17 protein-coding genes and 1 pseudogene are annotated in these 14,887 nt (G+C 69.9%); 10 read left to right on the plus strand and 8 right to left on the minus strand.

Going from position 1 to position 14,887, the window contains the following annotated elements; genetic code table 11:
* The coding region (locus tag DFR72_RS25675) for an alpha/beta hydrolase (protein WP_211335528.1) at nt 1-213 on the plus strand (213 nt) is incomplete at its 5' end.
* Here the strand turns inward: DFR72_RS25675 and DFR72_RS25680 are convergent.
* Nucleotides 198-617, minus strand: a complete 420-nt coding sequence (locus DFR72_RS25680) for a hypothetical protein (RefSeq protein WP_090067005.1) — start codon at nt 615-617, stop codon at nt 198-200. The genes DFR72_RS25675 and DFR72_RS25680 overlap by 16 nt on opposite strands.
* Nucleotides 614-1,333: a sulfite exporter TauE/SafE family protein gene (locus DFR72_RS25685; RefSeq protein ID WP_090067006.1), complete on the minus strand. Its 720-nt coding sequence runs from the start codon at nt 1,331-1,333 to the stop codon at nt 614-616. The genes DFR72_RS25680 and DFR72_RS25685 overlap by 4 nt, the downstream gene beginning before the upstream one ends.
* A gap of 63 nt (nt 1,334-1,396) precedes the next feature.
* Here DFR72_RS25685 and DFR72_RS25690 point away from each other — a divergent pair, with 63 nt between their 5' ends.
* On the plus strand, nt 1,397-3,160 hold the full coding sequence (locus tag DFR72_RS25690) for a LamG-like jellyroll fold domain-containing protein (RefSeq protein ID WP_090067007.1): 1,764 nt from the start codon (nt 1,397-1,399) through the stop codon (nt 3,158-3,160).
* On the opposite strand, the gene DFR72_RS25695 is transcribed toward DFR72_RS25690, so the two are convergent.
* Nucleotides 3,120-4,043, minus strand: a complete 924-nt coding sequence (locus tag DFR72_RS25695) for a sigma-70 family RNA polymerase sigma factor (protein WP_090067008.1) — start codon at nt 4,041-4,043, stop codon at nt 3,120-3,122. The genes DFR72_RS25690 and DFR72_RS25695 overlap by 41 nt on opposite strands.
* Before the next feature lie 62 nt (nt 4,044-4,105).
* On the opposite strand from DFR72_RS25695, the pseudogene DFR72_RS47135 reads away from it, so the two are divergent.
* Both DFR72_RS47135 and DFR72_RS25700 read left to right on the plus strand, forming a co-directional pair.
* Nucleotides 4,106-4,159: pseudogene (locus tag DFR72_RS47135) on the plus strand (hypothetical protein); the annotation flags it as partial.
* A gap of 32 nt (nt 4,160-4,191) precedes the next feature.
* Complete coding sequence (locus DFR72_RS25700; RefSeq protein WP_245983495.1) at nt 4,192-5,316, plus strand: RNA-guided endonuclease InsQ/TnpB family protein; 1,125 nt, start codon at nt 4,192-4,194, stop codon at nt 5,314-5,316.
* Nucleotides 5,317-5,369: 53 nt separating this feature from the next.
* Here DFR72_RS25700 and DFR72_RS25705 read toward each other — a convergent pair whose 3' ends face one another.
* Entirely contained in the window at nt 5,370-6,332 is a 963-nt protein-coding gene (locus DFR72_RS25705) for a helix-turn-helix transcriptional regulator (RefSeq protein WP_090067009.1), read from the minus strand.
* Nucleotides 6,333-6,517: 185 nt separating this feature from the next.
* Here DFR72_RS25705 and DFR72_RS25710 point away from each other — a divergent pair, with 185 nt between their 5' ends.
* Complete coding sequence (locus DFR72_RS25710; RefSeq protein WP_090067010.1) at nt 6,518-6,709, plus strand: S1 RNA-binding domain-containing protein; 192 nt, start codon at nt 6,518-6,520, stop codon at nt 6,707-6,709.
* 38 nt (nt 6,710-6,747) lie between these two features.
* On the opposite strand, the gene DFR72_RS46435 is transcribed toward DFR72_RS25710, so the two are convergent.
* From DFR72_RS46435 to DFR72_RS25730, 4 genes are all read right to left on the minus strand, one after another.
* Entirely contained in the window at nt 6,748-7,605 is an 858-nt protein-coding gene (locus DFR72_RS46435; protein WP_211335529.1) for a hypothetical protein, read from the minus strand.
* Nucleotides 7,602-8,063 carry a hypothetical protein gene (locus DFR72_RS25720; RefSeq protein WP_090067011.1) on the minus strand — a complete coding sequence of 154 codons (462 nt, stop codon included), beginning with the start codon at nt 8,061-8,063 and terminating at the stop codon, nt 7,602-7,604. Before DFR72_RS25720 ends, DFR72_RS46435 begins: the two co-directional genes overlap by 4 nt.
* A 133-nt stretch (nt 8,064-8,196) precedes the next feature.
* On the minus strand, nt 8,197-8,673 hold the full coding sequence (locus DFR72_RS25725) for a hypothetical protein (RefSeq protein ID WP_090067012.1): 477 nt from the start codon (nt 8,671-8,673) through the stop codon (nt 8,197-8,199).
* A complete protein-coding gene (locus DFR72_RS25730; RefSeq protein WP_245983497.1) occupies nt 8,673-10,106 on the minus strand; it encodes a helix-turn-helix domain-containing protein in 1,434 nt (477 codons plus the stop codon). The genes DFR72_RS25725 and DFR72_RS25730 overlap by 1 nt, the downstream gene beginning before the upstream one ends.
* A gap of 382 nt (nt 10,107-10,488) precedes the next feature.
* Between DFR72_RS25730 and DFR72_RS25735 the strand changes: the two genes are divergently transcribed.
* The 5 genes from DFR72_RS25735 (at nt 10,489) to DFR72_RS25755 (ending at nt 14,839) form a co-directional block, all read left to right on the plus strand.
* Nucleotides 10,489-10,977: a hypothetical protein gene (locus DFR72_RS25735; RefSeq protein WP_090014002.1), complete on the plus strand. Its 489-nt coding sequence runs from the start codon at nt 10,489-10,491 to the stop codon at nt 10,975-10,977.
* A 9-nt stretch (nt 10,978-10,986) separates the two neighbouring features.
* A complete protein-coding gene (locus DFR72_RS25740) occupies nt 10,987-11,385 on the plus strand; it encodes a Rieske (2Fe-2S) protein (RefSeq protein WP_090067115.1) in 399 nt (132 codons plus the stop codon).
* Nucleotides 11,386-11,491: 106 nt separating this feature from the next.
* The gene (locus tag DFR72_RS25745) at nt 11,492-11,959 is read left to right on the plus strand and encodes a Rieske (2Fe-2S) protein (protein ID WP_090067116.1); all 468 of its coding nucleotides are present in this window, start codon (nt 11,492-11,494) and stop codon (nt 11,957-11,959) included.
* A gap of 42 nt (nt 11,960-12,001) precedes the next feature.
* Nucleotides 12,002-13,903 carry an excinuclease ABC subunit UvrC gene (gene uvrC / locus DFR72_RS25750; protein WP_090067014.1) on the plus strand — a complete coding sequence of 634 codons (1,902 nt, stop codon included), beginning with the start codon at nt 12,002-12,004 and terminating at the stop codon, nt 13,901-13,903.
* A gap of 375 nt (nt 13,904-14,278) precedes the next feature.
* On the plus strand, nt 14,279-14,839 hold the full coding sequence (locus DFR72_RS25755) for an HD domain-containing protein (RefSeq protein ID WP_090067015.1): 561 nt from the start codon (nt 14,279-14,281) through the stop codon (nt 14,837-14,839).
* Nucleotides 14,840-14,887 lie beyond the last annotated feature (48 nt).

Here is a 14,887-nt window from a genome sequence, read left to right on the forward strand (position 1 = left end):
GGCAACTACTACGACCCGGCGACGCAGTACCTGTTCTCGCAGCGCATGGCCAAGCAGCTCGGCAACGCGCGGCTGATCAGCGTCGACGCGTTCGGCCACTGCATCCTGGGCCGCTCGGCGGCCACGGACGCGGCGGTCGCGAAGTACCTGGTGGACCTCGTCGCACCGGCCGACGGCCAGGTGTTCCAGCCGAACGTTCAGCCGTTCGCCTGATCGGTTCGCTGAAAGCGGTGGCGGTGCTCGTGCAGCACCGCCACCGCGGCGGCGGCGATCAGCAGGTACGCGGAGTAGGCGGGCCACAGCCACACCGCGAGGCCGAAGAGCGCGGCCGTGGCGGTCATCGCCCAGCTGCGCCGCAAGACCGCCCACACCAGCAGTGCGGCGACGACCACCCACAGCAGGCTGTGGTCATACAGGATCTCGTCGAACCGGCGGCTCATCTCGATGCCGCGCAACGTCTCGAAGGTCTCCTGGCCGGTGTACCAGTCCGGCTGGCTGCCACAGCGCGCACCGGGCTGCGCGCACAGGTCTCCGAGGTCGCGCAGCGGCGCGTTCACGACCATCGTCAGCGCCGCGAGTGCGCCGATCCCGAGCACGGCCCAGGCGGGGATCTTCACGACAGCAGGCTCCTCACGATCAGCACGACAGCACTCGCTCCCGCCACGACCAGCATCGGAGTCCGGACACCCTTGGCGTCGAACTTCTTGCGCAAAGGCCCCGAAAGCAGGAATCCGGCGACCAGGAACGGGATCAGCAGCACGCCGCTCCACAACTGGTGCGCGGCGACGTTACCGGTGGCGGTGAGGCCGGCGATCGAGACGGCCGAGCCCAGCGTGAAGAACGCCGCCAGCGTCGCCCGCACCTCCGGCCCGGCCTGGTTCTGGTAGAGCAACGCGACCATCGGGCCGCCGATCGACGTGGCCGTGCCGAACGAGCCGCTCGCCACGCCCGCGGTGACCAGTGACGGCGGGGTGGGCTGGGGGCGCCAGGACGTGATCGACAGCAGCACGCACGCCAGCACAGCGGCGCCGACGACCACGCCGAAGCTCTTCGGGTCCAGCGAGTCGACGATCCAGATGCCGACGACCGTGCCCGGCAGGCGACCGAGCATCGCCCAGCCGACGCCGCGCCAGTCCACGTGGCCGAACTCCCTGGCCAGCGACATGACCGCGTGCGCGCAGGCGATGACCAGGACCGGCACCGGGACCAGCGCCGGGTCCAGCAGCGCGAGCAGCGGCACGGCGACCAGCGCCAGTCCGAAGCCGATCAGGCCCTGCAGCAACCCTCCGCAGGCGACGACCACGCCGGCGACCGCCAGCAACCCCCAAGACATAGTTCGCGATGCTATCGACCGATGTTCGCCTGCCGTTGGCCCAGCACACCTACGCTCCGCGCCATGACCGCGTCCCGCCGCTCCTTCCTGCTCGGCACCGGTGCGACCGCCGCCGCTGCCGCCCTGGTCACGCCTGGTTCCGCCGCCGCTGACAACGTTGTCGGAGGCCGCCCCGACCCGGAGGCGCGGCGGTTCACGCTCGCCGTGATCCCGGACACGCAGTACATGTTCGACCTCGACCGCGGCGACTCCGCGCCGTTGAAGGCCACGCTGCAGTACCTGGTCGACCGGCAGAGGTCCGAGAACATCGTCTTCATCAGCCACCTCGGCGACCTGGTCGAGAACGCGCGGCAGAGCGAGATCGACGACATCAGCGAGCGGTTCGAGGTGCTCGACCGCCGCCGGATCGGCTACAGCGTGCTCGCGGGCAACCACGACCTGCCGGACTCGCGGCTGGACGACCAGCGCGGCCGCACGCCGTACCTCGACAGGTTCGGGCCGCGGCGGTTCCGGTCGTCGCCGACGTTCCGCGGGGCGAGCGCCGACGGCTACAACACGTTCCACGTGTTCCGCGCTGCCGGTCAGGAATGGCTGGTGCTCGCGCTGGACTGGCGCATGTCCGCCAACGGTTTCGAGTGGGCGCGTGCTGTTCTGAAGCAGCACGGCACGCTGCCGGTCATCCTCACCACGCACGAACTGGTCTACGACGGCGGTGACGGCACCGCCGCGATGTCCGACTACGGCCGCAGGCTGTGGAACGAGCTGATCAAGGACAACGACCAGATCTTCCTGACGCTGAACGGGCACTTCTGGCCGCCCGCCCGCACGACGATGCGCAACTCCGCCGGCAACGACGTGCACGTGCACATCGCGAACTACCAGGACCGCTACTACGGCGGCGGCGCGATGATCCGGTTCTACCACTTCGACCTGGACCGCGGCGTGATCGACGTCCGCACCCTGTCGCCGTGGCTGCTCGGCAAGAAGTCGCTCAACCCGCTGGAGCGCAAGGAGACCGAGCTGACCGGCCCGGCCGACCGGTTCAGCGTGCCGATCGACTTCGAGCAGCGGTTCGCCCGCTTCGACCCGCCGGTGCTGCCCGCGCCGCAGCCCGTCCGCGACGTGCTGGTGCGCGGCACAGTCGCCTATTGGCGCCTCGGTGAGGGCCTGAAAGACCTGTCGGGCAACGGGAACGATCTGCGGCAGACGGGTTCGCTGACCGCCTCGGAGGACCACAGCCGGTACGCGCCGTCACACCGTTCGCTGTACTTCGGCAAAGAAGGCCACCTGTCCACCGTGGACTCGGCGCCGGTGAACAGGGAGACGTTCGAGCGCGGCTACACCGTCGAGCTGTTCCTCAAGCTGCCCGAGGACTTCGACCACCCGTGGTGCGGCCTGTTCACGAAGCTCGCACCCGGTTCCGCGGCCGGCAAGACCGGGGACGACCCGAGCGAGCCGATCGCGACCCTGAACGTCGCCGGTGGCGGTCAGCTGCAGTGGGCGGTGTTCCCGCGCAACCTGCCGGGGATCTCCACGAACTGGGGCCACGAGATGGACTACGAGACGTGGTGGCACATCGCCGTGGTCAACGACGGCGTGCACACCACGCTGTACGTGGACGGATCTCCGTTGCTGCGCAACCCGTCCACGCCCTCACGCGGCATCTCGACCGCCGGCGACCCCTGGCTCGTCGGCGCCTACGCGTACGACAAGGTCGTCGAGAAGTCGTTGCACGGCTGGATCGGCGACATGCGGATCGTGAACCGGCCGCTGGACCGCGCCGAGTTCATGCGGTCGAAGGCAGCCCGAACCGCGGGAACAGACTGAGGTCGAAGAACGACGAGACGCGCGTGATCCGGTCGGACCCGACTTCCAGCACCTGGAGGTTGAACGGCCGGAACACGCCGTCCTCGGCTCGCAGGTAGAGCCCGAACGCGGGCTGGCCGTTCGCCTCGGTGGCGATCATCCTGGCGCCGTGCGGGACCGAGGGGCACTGGTTCGCGAGGTGCCACGCGACCATGTCCGGGCCCCGGTAGAACTGCGGGTACGGTGGCATCTCCCAGACGACGTCCTGCGCGAACATGCCGATGATCGCCGGGATGTCCTTGGCCTCGAAGGCTTTCACCCACCGGTCGAGCAACGGCTTCGCCTCCGCCGGCTCGACCACCTCGTCCTCGGTGAGGTCCTTGAGCTGCGCGTGCGCCCGTTGCAGAGCGCTGTTCACGGCCGCGACCGTCATCTCCAGCTCGTCCGCGGTCTCGGCGGCGCTGAGCTTCAGCACGTCCCGCAGCACCAGCACCGCGCGTTGCCTCGGCGGGAGGTGTTGCAGGGCCGCGACGAACGCCAGCCTGGTCGACTCGCGTTCGGTGACGATCGCGGCCGGATCGGTCGGGAACGGCTCCAGCCACGGGACCTCGTGGTCCTGGGTGAGCGGGTCGGCCTCGGTGGCGCCCCGGGTGCCGAGCCCGAACGGCAGCGGGCGCCTGGCGCGGCCGTCCAGCGCCGTGAGGCAGGCGTTCGTCGCGATCCGGTACAGCCAGGTGCGGACGGACGAGCGGCCCTCGAACTGGCCGTACGCCTTCCACGCGCGCAGGTACGTCTCCTGCACCAGGTCCTCGGCGTCGTGCAGCGAGCCGAGCATCCGGTAGCAGTGCGCGAGGAGCTCGCGTCTGAACGGGTCCGCGGCGGTCGCGAAGTCCACTGTCACCATGGCCCCCGGTGGAGACAGTCCTGCGTCGTTGTCGTCATGGTGCTCCCGGTAGGTTGTGGTTCGTGCGAACGGCGTACAGGTGCCGGGCTTACCCGGTCCCTGAACAGGCTGTGGTGTTGAACCGCACGTTCGGGTGTGTGCGTCTGGTGTGGAACAAGACCTCGCCGAGCGGAGCCTCCGCTACCGCACCGAGGGTGCCCGCACGTCGTACCGGGAGACCGATGCCGCGCTTACCGCGTGGAAACGCGGCGAGGAACTCGCGTTCCTGTCGGAGGTGTCCTGCGTGCCGTTGCAGCAGACGCTGCGCCACCAGCACACCGCGTTCGGCAACTTCTTCACCGGACGTGCGCGCTATCCAAGGTTGAAGTCCCGCGCCGGCCGCCAGAGCGCGCACTTCACCCGTTCGGCGTTCCGGATGCGCGAGGGTGTGCTGACACTGGCCAAGACCAGCACACCGCTGCGATTCGTCTGGTCCTTCGGCGAGGTGGACCTGGCCGCGCTGGACCCGACGATGGTGGTGGCGTCCCGGGAGCCGGACGGACGCTGGTACCTGACGTTCGCCGTGGACGCTGACACGCCCACCCCGGCCGAGCCCGCCGGTCACGCCGTCGGGGTCGATCTCGGCTTGACCGACTTGCTGGTGACCAGTGACGGTGAGCGGATCGCGAACCCGCGGCACCTGGTCCGCAAGGCCCGGAACCTGGCTCGCTACCAACGACGGATGGCCCGCTGCGAGCGCGGCAGCACCAACCGGCGCAAGGCCAAGGCCAAGGTCGCCCGCGCGCATCGCAAGGTCCGCACCGCACGCCAGGACTTCCTGCACCGCACCACCACCGGCCTGGTGCGTTCGGCCGACGTGATCGCGATCGAGGACCTGTCGGTCAGGAACATGGTGCGCAACCGCCACCTGTCCCGTGCCATCGCCGACGCGGGCTGGGGTGAGTTGCGCAGGCAGCTGGAGTACAAGTGCGCTCGCGCCGGCCGCACGCTCGTCGTGATCGACCGCTGGTTCCCGTCCAGCAAGACCTGTTCGGTCTGCGGGCACGTGCTCGCAGAGCTTGCTTTGTCCGCCCGGCACTGGACGTGTCCGGGCTGCCGCACCCGGCACGACCGGGACCTCAACGCGGCCAAGAACATCCTTGCGGCTGGTCGAGCCGCAACCCGAGACGCTGTCCCGGGTGATGCCTGCGGAGCTGATGTCAGACGGCAAGGGCCCTCCCTTCCGCGATCGGCGATGAAACAGGAAACCCGCGCCGTGAGGCACAGCGCGTAAGCGCTACCCGCCACACGGCGGGTGGGATCCCTGCTCTTCAGCACAGGGACTAGTCAATCCCGCACTCTAATCGCGTTTCGCAGTCTGCCGGCGAGAACCTCGATGTACTCCTTGAGTTCCACCGGTTCGTGCACGTCGAACTCGAAGCCCAGGAACAGCAGGTGCCATACGATCCGTTCGAGCGCATCGGCGCCCGTGCGCATGAGGCACGAGTTCTCGTCGATCGGTTCCAGCGCAGCGGACATCGGTGTGGTGCGTTCCGCGACTGCCTGCATGGGTGCGTGGATCGTGAGCACCGCCTGGTGGGTGTAGACGCTGGAGGCGACCTGCCTCGACACGAACTCGCCCAGCGACTCCGCCGGCGGTTCGCGGGGCGTGAACCTCGCCGCGAGTGTGGGCTCCTCGGTGATGCGGTCCACCCGGAACGTTCGCCAGTCTTCTTTGGACACGTCCCACGCGACGAGGTACCACCGGCGCCCTGTGTGCACGAGGCCCTGTGGTTCCGCGAGTCGTTTCGCGGGCTCGCCCTGCGTTGGGGCGTAGGTGAAGCGCAGCTGCTGGTGGTCGCGGCAGGCGGCGGCGATGATCGTGAGTGTCTCCGAGTCGACGGTCGGGCCCGCGGCCTGCAGGGGAGTGGTGTGCGCCTGGAGTGCCTGCACCCGCCGGCGCAACCGGTTCGGCAGCACCTGTTCGAGCTTGGTGAGAGCGCGGATCGACGTCTCCTCGATGCCCGCGACAGAACCGTTCGCCGCCGTCCTCAGTCCGACCGCGACGGCGACCGCCTCGTCGTCGTCGAGCAGGAGCGGCGGGAGTTCCGCGCCCGCCCCGAGCTGGTAGCCGCCGGCCGCGCCGGGCAGCGACGTGACGGGATAACCGAGGCTGCGCAGCTTGTCCACGTCGCGGCGGATCGTGCGCACGTCGACGCTGAGCCGGCCGGCGAGCTCCGGGCCCGTCCAGTCGCGCCGCACCTGCAACAGGGACAGGAGTTTCAGCAGCCGTGCGGACGTCTCCAGCATGTGACGAATCGTAGATCCCGTTGCGGACAACGGCCTGCGGTGGTTAAGGTTCTCGTCATGACTGCCGGGTCGGCCTTGTGCCGTGAGCGGAACGGTTGCCCGGCCCTGACTTGATCAGGGCCCCTCCAGCCCCCCGCGTACATCCGTTCCTCTGGATGCGCGCATGGGAGAGGAGGTGATGCGCAATGCTTCCCAACGTAGGTGATGTCTTTTCGGGGAAGGTCGTCTCGACCGTTCCCTTCGGTTCGTTCATCGAGCACCCCGCCGGTGCACACGGGCTCCTGCACGGCCAGCAGGCCGAGGTCGGTGCTTCGGTGCAGGTGAAGGTGCTCGCGGTGGACGCCGTGCAGCAGCGGTTCAGCCTGGAGCTGGCGTGAGCTGAGTCCCCGGGCAGAGGCGCCCTGCCCGGGCTTTCTCACGGTTTCCGGTAGTCCGCGCACTCGCCGGTCAGGCGGTCGTGCAGGGTCTTGCGGTGCCCCTCTTCCTCGGGTGCCGGACCGAGCGCGTCCGCTGGGCTGGTGACGTCGTGCAGCAGCCGGTACAGCACCACATCCGTTGCGGTGTAAAGCCAATCGTCCGCCTTGCCGGGCGGCGCGGCGGGTCCGAGCATGTTCTCGAACCACGCCGGGAACAGCAGATCCCGTGCCACCGCGTCCTCGATGCGTGCGCGGATCAGCTGTCGCGTGTGCGCGATGGCCTCGTTGCCGGCCGACTTGGCGACGGTGTCCTTGGCATGCGTGTCGTTATCCGGGGCTTCAGGGCGTTCCTGGTCCGTGATGGCCCGCCACCGCTTGTAGTTCTTGCGCCACAACGCTTCCGCCGCAGGCGGGAGGTGGGTCAGGGCCTCGGCCGCCTCGATCGCCTCCAGGGCCCTGCGGTCGTACTCGGCGATGGCCTTGCGCGTGTCCTTGGCTTCCTGCGGAGTGAAAGCCTTGCGGGCGTAGGCTTCCTGGCCTTTGAGGATCTTGGCGATCTCCGCCTCGCCGATCTCGGGCCAGTCGTCGAAGTTCGCCTTCTTGGTCTCGCCCGCGCGGACCTTCCGGTTCAGCGCCACCAGGAGCCGTTCCAGGCGGTGGACGCTCTCCGCGAGCTCGGTGACGCGGTCGTTGGTCTTGGTGAGCTTGCGGGTGTTGTCCTTGAGCTGGTTCGTCTGGCTGAGCTGGTTGTGCGCCGCGTCGGTCTGCACGTTGTCGACGCGGGTCTCCAGCGACTTCAGCTCCTTCTTGAGCCGCTCGACCTTGCCGTCCAGGTCCTTGACCGGGTCGATGTTCACCTCTGCGTCCTCCAGGCCCACCAGGCGATGCCGGCCGCGGCGACGAGTGTCGCCCAGCCGCTGGCCAGCGGGGTCAGGAGGGTGGCGGCGAGGGCCGCGCTGATCGCGGTGGTCCTCGCCAGTGGTTCGAAGAACCGGCGGCCCGCCGGGTCCACCAGGACCGAGGCCGCCGTGGCCACCGCCACCAGGAGCGAGAGCAACGACCAGGCGTCGAACCAGCCGACGGCGACGATCAGCGCCGCGGCGGTGGTGGCGACGGCGATCGCCCGGTTCGGGGTGGTCAGCCTGGCCGCCTCGACGTCGCGACGGGCCTGCATCACCGCGTCCACCTCGGCGTTCGCGGTGGCGAGGAGGGGCTGGAAGTCCGGGCTGCCAGGGCCCGCGGCCTGGAGGGCTCGCAGGGCTGTTCGCAGGGACTGCTGGCGGTCGGCCAGGCGGGCGAACTGATCGGCTGCCATGCCCCGAAATCGTGATCAAGTGCGGTGGGCGGGGCTAGGCCTGTGAGGGGAGTTGGTCCGGTTGCCGACGAACTTCCCTCACTCGGCCTAGTGGTGTGGCTCGTCGATCTTCCGAGCCACACCACTAGCTCCCTCAGGATTTCCTGCGTGCCTCGTCCGGCCAGACGACCTCGATCGGCACGCCGGACGCGCGGGCCTGCTCCACCACGTCCGCCGTGCCGCCCTTGCCCTGGGCCGGGACGCCGTCCCACACCGCCACCAGGACCTCGACGGAGGCGAGCATGCGTTCGTTGGCCGCCACGTACGCCTGGCGCCCGCTCGACATGTGCGGGAGGACGCTGACGACCGTGGCGGCGGCGCGGAGCTCGTCGTAGTCGGCCACCTGGTGCGGCTTCAGCCGGTCGCGGTAGTCCAGCGCGGGCAGGACCACCTCCACCTCCCCGCCCAGGGCCAGCACGGCCCTGGCGAAGAGCTGGTCGGCTCCCGGGGCCAGGCAGGTCACACCCACCAGGGTGCCGCCCAGCCGTTCCAGGACCTCCGTGATGGCGGCCTGGACGGCGGGGACGCACTCCGGGACCAGGTTGCTGTGGCCGGTGATCCCTACTCGCATCAAGCGGTCCGGATCGCTCTGATCGCGTCCCTGGTGTCCTGCACGGCGGGGATGTGGCGGTGCCGTGCCGCTTCCTTGGCGAAGTCCTCCAGCTTGCGCAGGACTCTGCCCGAGGAGAGCTTCGCCGCCGTCGGCAGGACCTCGTTGATCAACCCGCACGCTGCCTCCGGGTCTCCCGCGACCATTTTGGTGCGCGCCAGTCCGATCACGTCGAAGGCGCGGTTGCGCACCTTCGACGGGTCCCGCAGTGCCAGGGCCCGCCGGATGTGTTGTTCGGCGAACACGGCCTGGGACGGGTCGTGCAGGGCGAGGTCGCGGCAGCGGGCGCCGATGACGCCCTCGAGCTCGGCCTCGTCGAAGCTGTGCAGGTAGCGCGGCTCGTTGTCCGCGTCCCGCTGGGCGAAGCTGTCCTGCGCCATGCCCACGGCCTGGTGGAACTCGCGGGTCTTGCCCATGCTCGCGTAGGCCCAGGCCTCGCGGGTGAGCAGGAGCGCCTTGAGCGTCGGCGTGCCGGTGCGGCGGGTGCCGTACTGGCCCAGCTGGACCAGCTCCAGGCCGTCCTCGGGGCGGCCCAGGTCGAACATCTGCCGCGCCATCGCGGCCAGGCACAGCGCCGCGAAGCCGTCGTTGTGGCCCGCCTTGGCCATGCGGACGGCCAGCACGTAGTAGCGCTGGGCCGCGTTGTGCAGGCCGGCGTCGAACGACATGCTCGCCGCCACCTTCGACAGTTCCGCGCCTATGAAGAACGCGCGTTCCGTCGTCGGGCCGGACGGTGCCCGGCCCAGGCGTTCGGCCAGCTCGTCCAGCTGGCCCAGGACGGCCTTGCGGGCCAGTCCGTAGCCGCCCCGGCCGCCCCAGCCGCGCAGCCCGTCCGCCACGCGCTGCAACGCGAAGAGCTCCTCCTCGCTGATCGCCGAGTGCGACGACCACTTCGACAGGTTCTGCAGGGGGTGCAACCACCGCTGCAGCGGCTCGACCAGTGCGGACCCCACCGTCACCGCGGCGGCTCCGGTGAGCGCCGCTCGTCTGCTGATCGCCAAGTCGCTCCTCGCCGTCTCCTCGACCGAACGGGCAATGCTCGTCGCCTCCCAGGGGGCGGCGAGCACGTCTGGCGGGCCCGTTACGGGTGAGCCCACCTGAGCTGGGATGACGACGCGGTCGAACCACAGTCGTTCGCCCGGAACACCGAGCACCAGCGCGAAGTGGCGCAGCCGGTCGAGTCGGTCGATCTGGTTCTCGCCCGACTCGTAACGCGAGAGCTGCGCCTGGCTGATGCCGAGCCACGCCGCCATGCGGTCCTGCGTGACCCGGCTGAGGTGCCGGGGGTGATGCCGGTACGCGGAGATCAGCGCACCCATGTCACGGTCGTTGCACGCGGCGGCGATCGCGGGGTGGTCCCAGAAGTCGTTGGGGACCTCAGGTGGTCCGTGCACGTCCGCACGAGCGTTGCGGCGGCACCGGTGACACAGCCGATCGGAGTTGTCGGCGGCGATGAACGCCCCACACGGGCAAGCGCGTCTGGATTTGGGTCTCGCTGCATCCATCGGCCTCGCCCCCGTCACTGAGCGTTTCCCCAGTGTACGGACGTGTGATCGTCAGTCCATCCATCTCATGCATAAGACGTAATGGGTTCGCGTGTCGCAGTCCTGGTGCCTCCACCCGGCGGATGAGCTTCATGCGTCCGCTGCATGAGGCCCATGCAGCAGGCGAGTGGTGTTGGGGGGAAGTGAGAAGCACCCTGCACAACGTCAGGCCGCGGGTGGATCCCCCCGGCTTGACCAGTGCCTGACCCACCAACGGGGAGGACAACCGCCGATGAGCCTCACGACCGCGGAGACCGGCACGGCCGGAATCCCACAGAACAGGGGACACGCACGGGCGATCGGGGAGGCCGTCGCGGGCTACCGGTTGCTCGGCTGGCAGGTGACCGTCACCGAGCAGGGTGTGTTCCTGCCCCTGGGCCCCGCCACGACAGCCCTGGCGATGCCGGCGCGGATCGGGTCGCGAGTCCTGGCCGACCTGAAGTCGCGGATGCTCGCCGGACCCGTCACGGTGATCCCCGGCCCCCGCGAACACTGGATCTTCCTCGCCGAACTGGTGGCGTTGCTGCCCACGCACCTGAAGGCGCCGCCGGAGGTCCAGTTCGTGCGATCGCCGCACCGGATCGCGCTCCCGCCGACGATGACCAGGTACGGATCGCTGCGCTGGGCGAACCCGCCGTCGCACTCGCGGCACTGGTTCCCGCCGTTCACCGCCGTGCTGGCCCTGGCCCGGCAGGCCGCCGCGGAGGACCAGCGCCGATAATCGGTGCTCGTGGATCGTCGTTCAGTGTTGTTGTGTGGGCTCGCCGCCGCCTTGAGCGCCTGTGGCGAGCCCGCTCCTCGCAAGACGGGTGGTGCCGGCACCGCCCGGACCGGGGACCGTGTCGTCGCCGTCTCCTCGGTGCCCGACGGCTCCGGCGTGCTGGTGGACATGCCCGGCAACGCCCAGCTGTTGGTCGTGCAACCTCGATCGGGTGAATTCCGGGCGTTCAACCCGGCCTGCCCGCACGTGGGATCGATGGTCAACCCGCCTGCCCGCGGCGTGATCACCTGCCCGTTGCACGGGAGCACCTTCGACGCCTCGACCGGGGCAGTCCGCAAAGGACCTGCGGAATCAGGTCTCGCCGAGGTCGCGATCGTCCGTTCCGGAGACGATCTGGTGCTCGGCTGAGACCTGTGCGTTTGCTGTGCATCGGGCTTCTGGCTGAACTCTGGCCGACCTGTTCGCGTAATGCTGTGGTGTGACCCCGAACACCCACCACCACGGAGGATCGGTCGTGAACACCGAAAGCCTGGTCAGCAGGCGCGCGGCGCTGTGCGGAATCGCGGTTGCGCTCGCCGTGCCCAGCGGACTCGTGACGGCGTGCAGTTCCACTCCGACCTCGACCGGTTCCGGAACCACACCCACCCAGGGTGGTTCGACCCCGACGGGATCCACCGGGACCGGCGGTACCGCGCTCGTCGCCCTGGCCGACGTGCCCGAGGGCGGCGGGGCCGTCGTCGACGCCCCCGGCGGCAAGAAGATCGTCGTCGCGCGCATCTCCGCCACCGAGGTGAAGGCCTACGACGCGACGTGCCCGCACCAGGGTTCGATGGTCGCGGAGCCTTCCGGCGGCACCATCACCTGTCCTTCGCACGGCAGCCAGTTCGGTGCTTCCGACGGCGCCGTGAAGAAGGGGCCGGCGACGACCGGCCTGCGCGCGGTCGCGGTGAAGGTCGACGGCGACCAGGTCGTCCTGACCTGACCGTTTCTGTTTTTGTCGGACCGCGTCGATAGTCTGGACGGCGTGGCAGATCCCTCGACGTATCGCCCTGCAGTGGGCACGATTCCTGAGGCTCCCGGCGTCTACAAGTTCCGCGACGCCGGTGGCCGGGTCGTGTACGTCGGCAAGGCGAAGAGCTTGCGCAGCAGGCTGAACTCGTACTTCGCGGATCTGGCCGGGCTGCACCCGCGCACGCGCCAGATGGTGACTACGGCGGCCTCCGTCGAGTGGACGGTGGTCACCACCGAGGTCGAGGCGCTGCAGCTCGAATACAACTGGATCAAGGAGTTCGACCCGCGCTTCAACGTCCGGTACCGCGACGACAAGTCGTACCCGGTGCTGGCCGTCACGCTGCACGAGGACTACCCGCGTCTGCACGTCTACCGCGGCCCGCGCAAGAAGGGCGTGCGCTACTTCGGGCCGTTCGCCCACGCCTGGGCCATCCGCGAGACGCTCGACCTGCTGCTGCGCGTGTTCCCCGCGCGCACGTGCTCGGCGGGCGTTTTCAAGCGGCACAACCAGATCGGCCGCCCGTGCCTGCTCGGGTACATCGACAAGTGCTCGGCGCCGTGCGTGGGCAAGGTCTCGGCCGACGAGCACCGCGACATCGTGCTCGACTTCTGCGACTTCCTGGCGGGCAAGACCGACCACATGGTCCGCCGTCTCGAACGCGAGATGCTGCAGGCCTCGGAGGAGCTGGAGTTCGAACGCGCCGCGCGCCTGCGCGACGACCTGGGCGCGTTGCGCCGCGCGATGGAGAAGCAGGCCGTCGTGCTGGGCGACGGCACGGACGCCGACGTGATGGCGTTCGCGCAGGACGAGCTGGAGGTCTCGGTCCAGGTCTTCCACGTGCGCGGCGGCCGTGTCCGCGGCCAGCGGGGCTGGGTGCTCGACAAGGTCGAGGCTCTGGACGACGGCGGGCTCGTCGACCAGTTCATCATGCAGTTCTACGGCGACGAGAACGAGAACACCCCGCGCGAGGTGCTGGTGCCGGTGCTGCCGGACGACGCCTCCGCCCTGGAAGACCTGCTGTCCGAGCAACGGGGTTCACGCGTGGTCCTGCGCGTCCCGCAGCGAGGCGACAAGCGGGCCCTGATGGAAACGGTGGCGCGCAACGCCTCCGAGGCCTTCGCCCAGCACAAGCTCCGCCGCGCCGGCGACCTCACCGCCCGTTCCGCCGCCCTGCAGGAGATCCAGGACGCCCTGGCGCTGGACACCGCGCCGTTGCGCATCGAGTGCATCGACATCAGCCACGTCCAGGGCACCGACGTGGTGGCGTCCCTGGTGGTGTTCGAGGACGGCCTGGCCCGCAAGTCCGAGTACCGCCGCTTCGCCATCCGCGAGGCCGCCACCGAGGGCGACGTGGCCTCGATAGCCGAGGTGGTCCGCCGCCGCTTCCAGGCCATGCTGCGCGAGACCGCGTCCGGCGGCCCCAACCCGGGCATAGACCCGGACACCGGCAAACCCCGCAAGTTCGCCTACCCGCCCAACCTCCTGGTGGTGGACGGCGCGGGCCCCCAGGCCGCGGCGGCCTCCGACGTCCTGGCCGAACTTGGCATCACCGACGTGGCGGTCGTGGGCCTGGCCAAGCGCCTCGAAGAGGTCTGGGTCCCCGGCGAGCAGGACCCGGTCATCCTCCCGCGCACCAGCGACGCCCTGTACCTGCTCCAGCGAGTCCGCGACGAGGCCCACCGCTTCGCCATCGCCTACCACCGCCAGAAGCGCTCGAAGCGCATGACCACCTCGGCCCTCGACGAGGTGCCGGGCCTGGGCGAGACCCGCAAAGCCGCACTGCTCAAGCACTTCGGCTCGGTGCGGAAGCTGCGCCAGGCCACAGTGGACGAGATCAGCGACGTGCCGGGGGTGGGCCGCCGCACCGCGGAGGCCGTGGTGGCGACGCTGGCTTCGTCGGGTGGGACCTCGTGATGGGCCCGGAGTCGGTGGATGCCTGGTCGTTGTTCGGCATCGGCGGGACGGGAGAAGGACCGTCGTCTGACGGCGGTTCGCCGTCGGCTCGGCGTGCTGCGGTGAACGAGAGCCCGTTGCGGGTTCGGCGTGCCGTGGTGGCGGCGTTGGCTTCGTCGGGCGGAACCTCGTGGTGAACCCGGAGTCGGCGGAGGCCGTGAGTCCGGTGGTGCGGCGAGTCGGTGCGGCTGCGACCCGGTCGTCGTCCGGCACAGGCGGGACGGGAAAACGTCGTCGGGTGACGGTTCGCCGTCGGCTCGGGGAGGTGCGGTGAGCGAGAGCCCGTCGCGAACTCACCCTGCCGCAAGCCAGGACCCGTCACCAGCGCGCCGTGCCATGACGGAGGCCGTGCCGCTGCGGCGGTTGCCCACGTCCGTCGAGGAGCTGCTGACGGAGCTGCGGGCTTCGCCGCGCCTGGTCGCGCACCTGCGGGCCGTGCACGACGTGGCCTGCCAGCTCGTCGAGTGGGTCGGGCGGCACCACCCGGCGGTCACCGTCGACCAGGAGGCGGTCCTGTACGGCGCGGCCACCCACGACATCGGGAAGGTGTTGCACCCCAACGAGTTGTCCGGTCCGGGTTCGGCGCACGAGCCGGCGGGCCACGAACTGCTGCGGGAGCGCGGGGTCGAGGAGCGGCTGGCGTGGTTCGCGCGGACGCACTCGTCGTGGACCGAGCCCGGCATCAGCCTGGAGGAGCTGCTGGTCAGCCTGGCGGACAAGGTATGGAAGGCCCAGCGCGTCCCAGACCTGGAGCAGCTGGTGACCGAACGGCCGGCGGCCAGCGGGGGCCAGGAGAGCTGGGAGGTGTTCATGGCGCTGGACGACGAACTCGACCGGATCGCGTCGGCCGCCGACGCGAGGCTGGCGTTCCAGTCGAGCTTCCCGGTCGCGGTATGAGCGCATCCGTCCCACCCGCCGCACCGGTCACGCTCGCACTGCGCACGG

Origin of the sequence: Lentzea flaviverrucosa (genome assembly GCF_003350445.1) — a bacterium.
Classification (GTDB): domain Bacteria; phylum Actinomycetota; class Actinomycetes; order Mycobacteriales; family Pseudonocardiaceae; genus Lentzea; species Lentzea californiensis.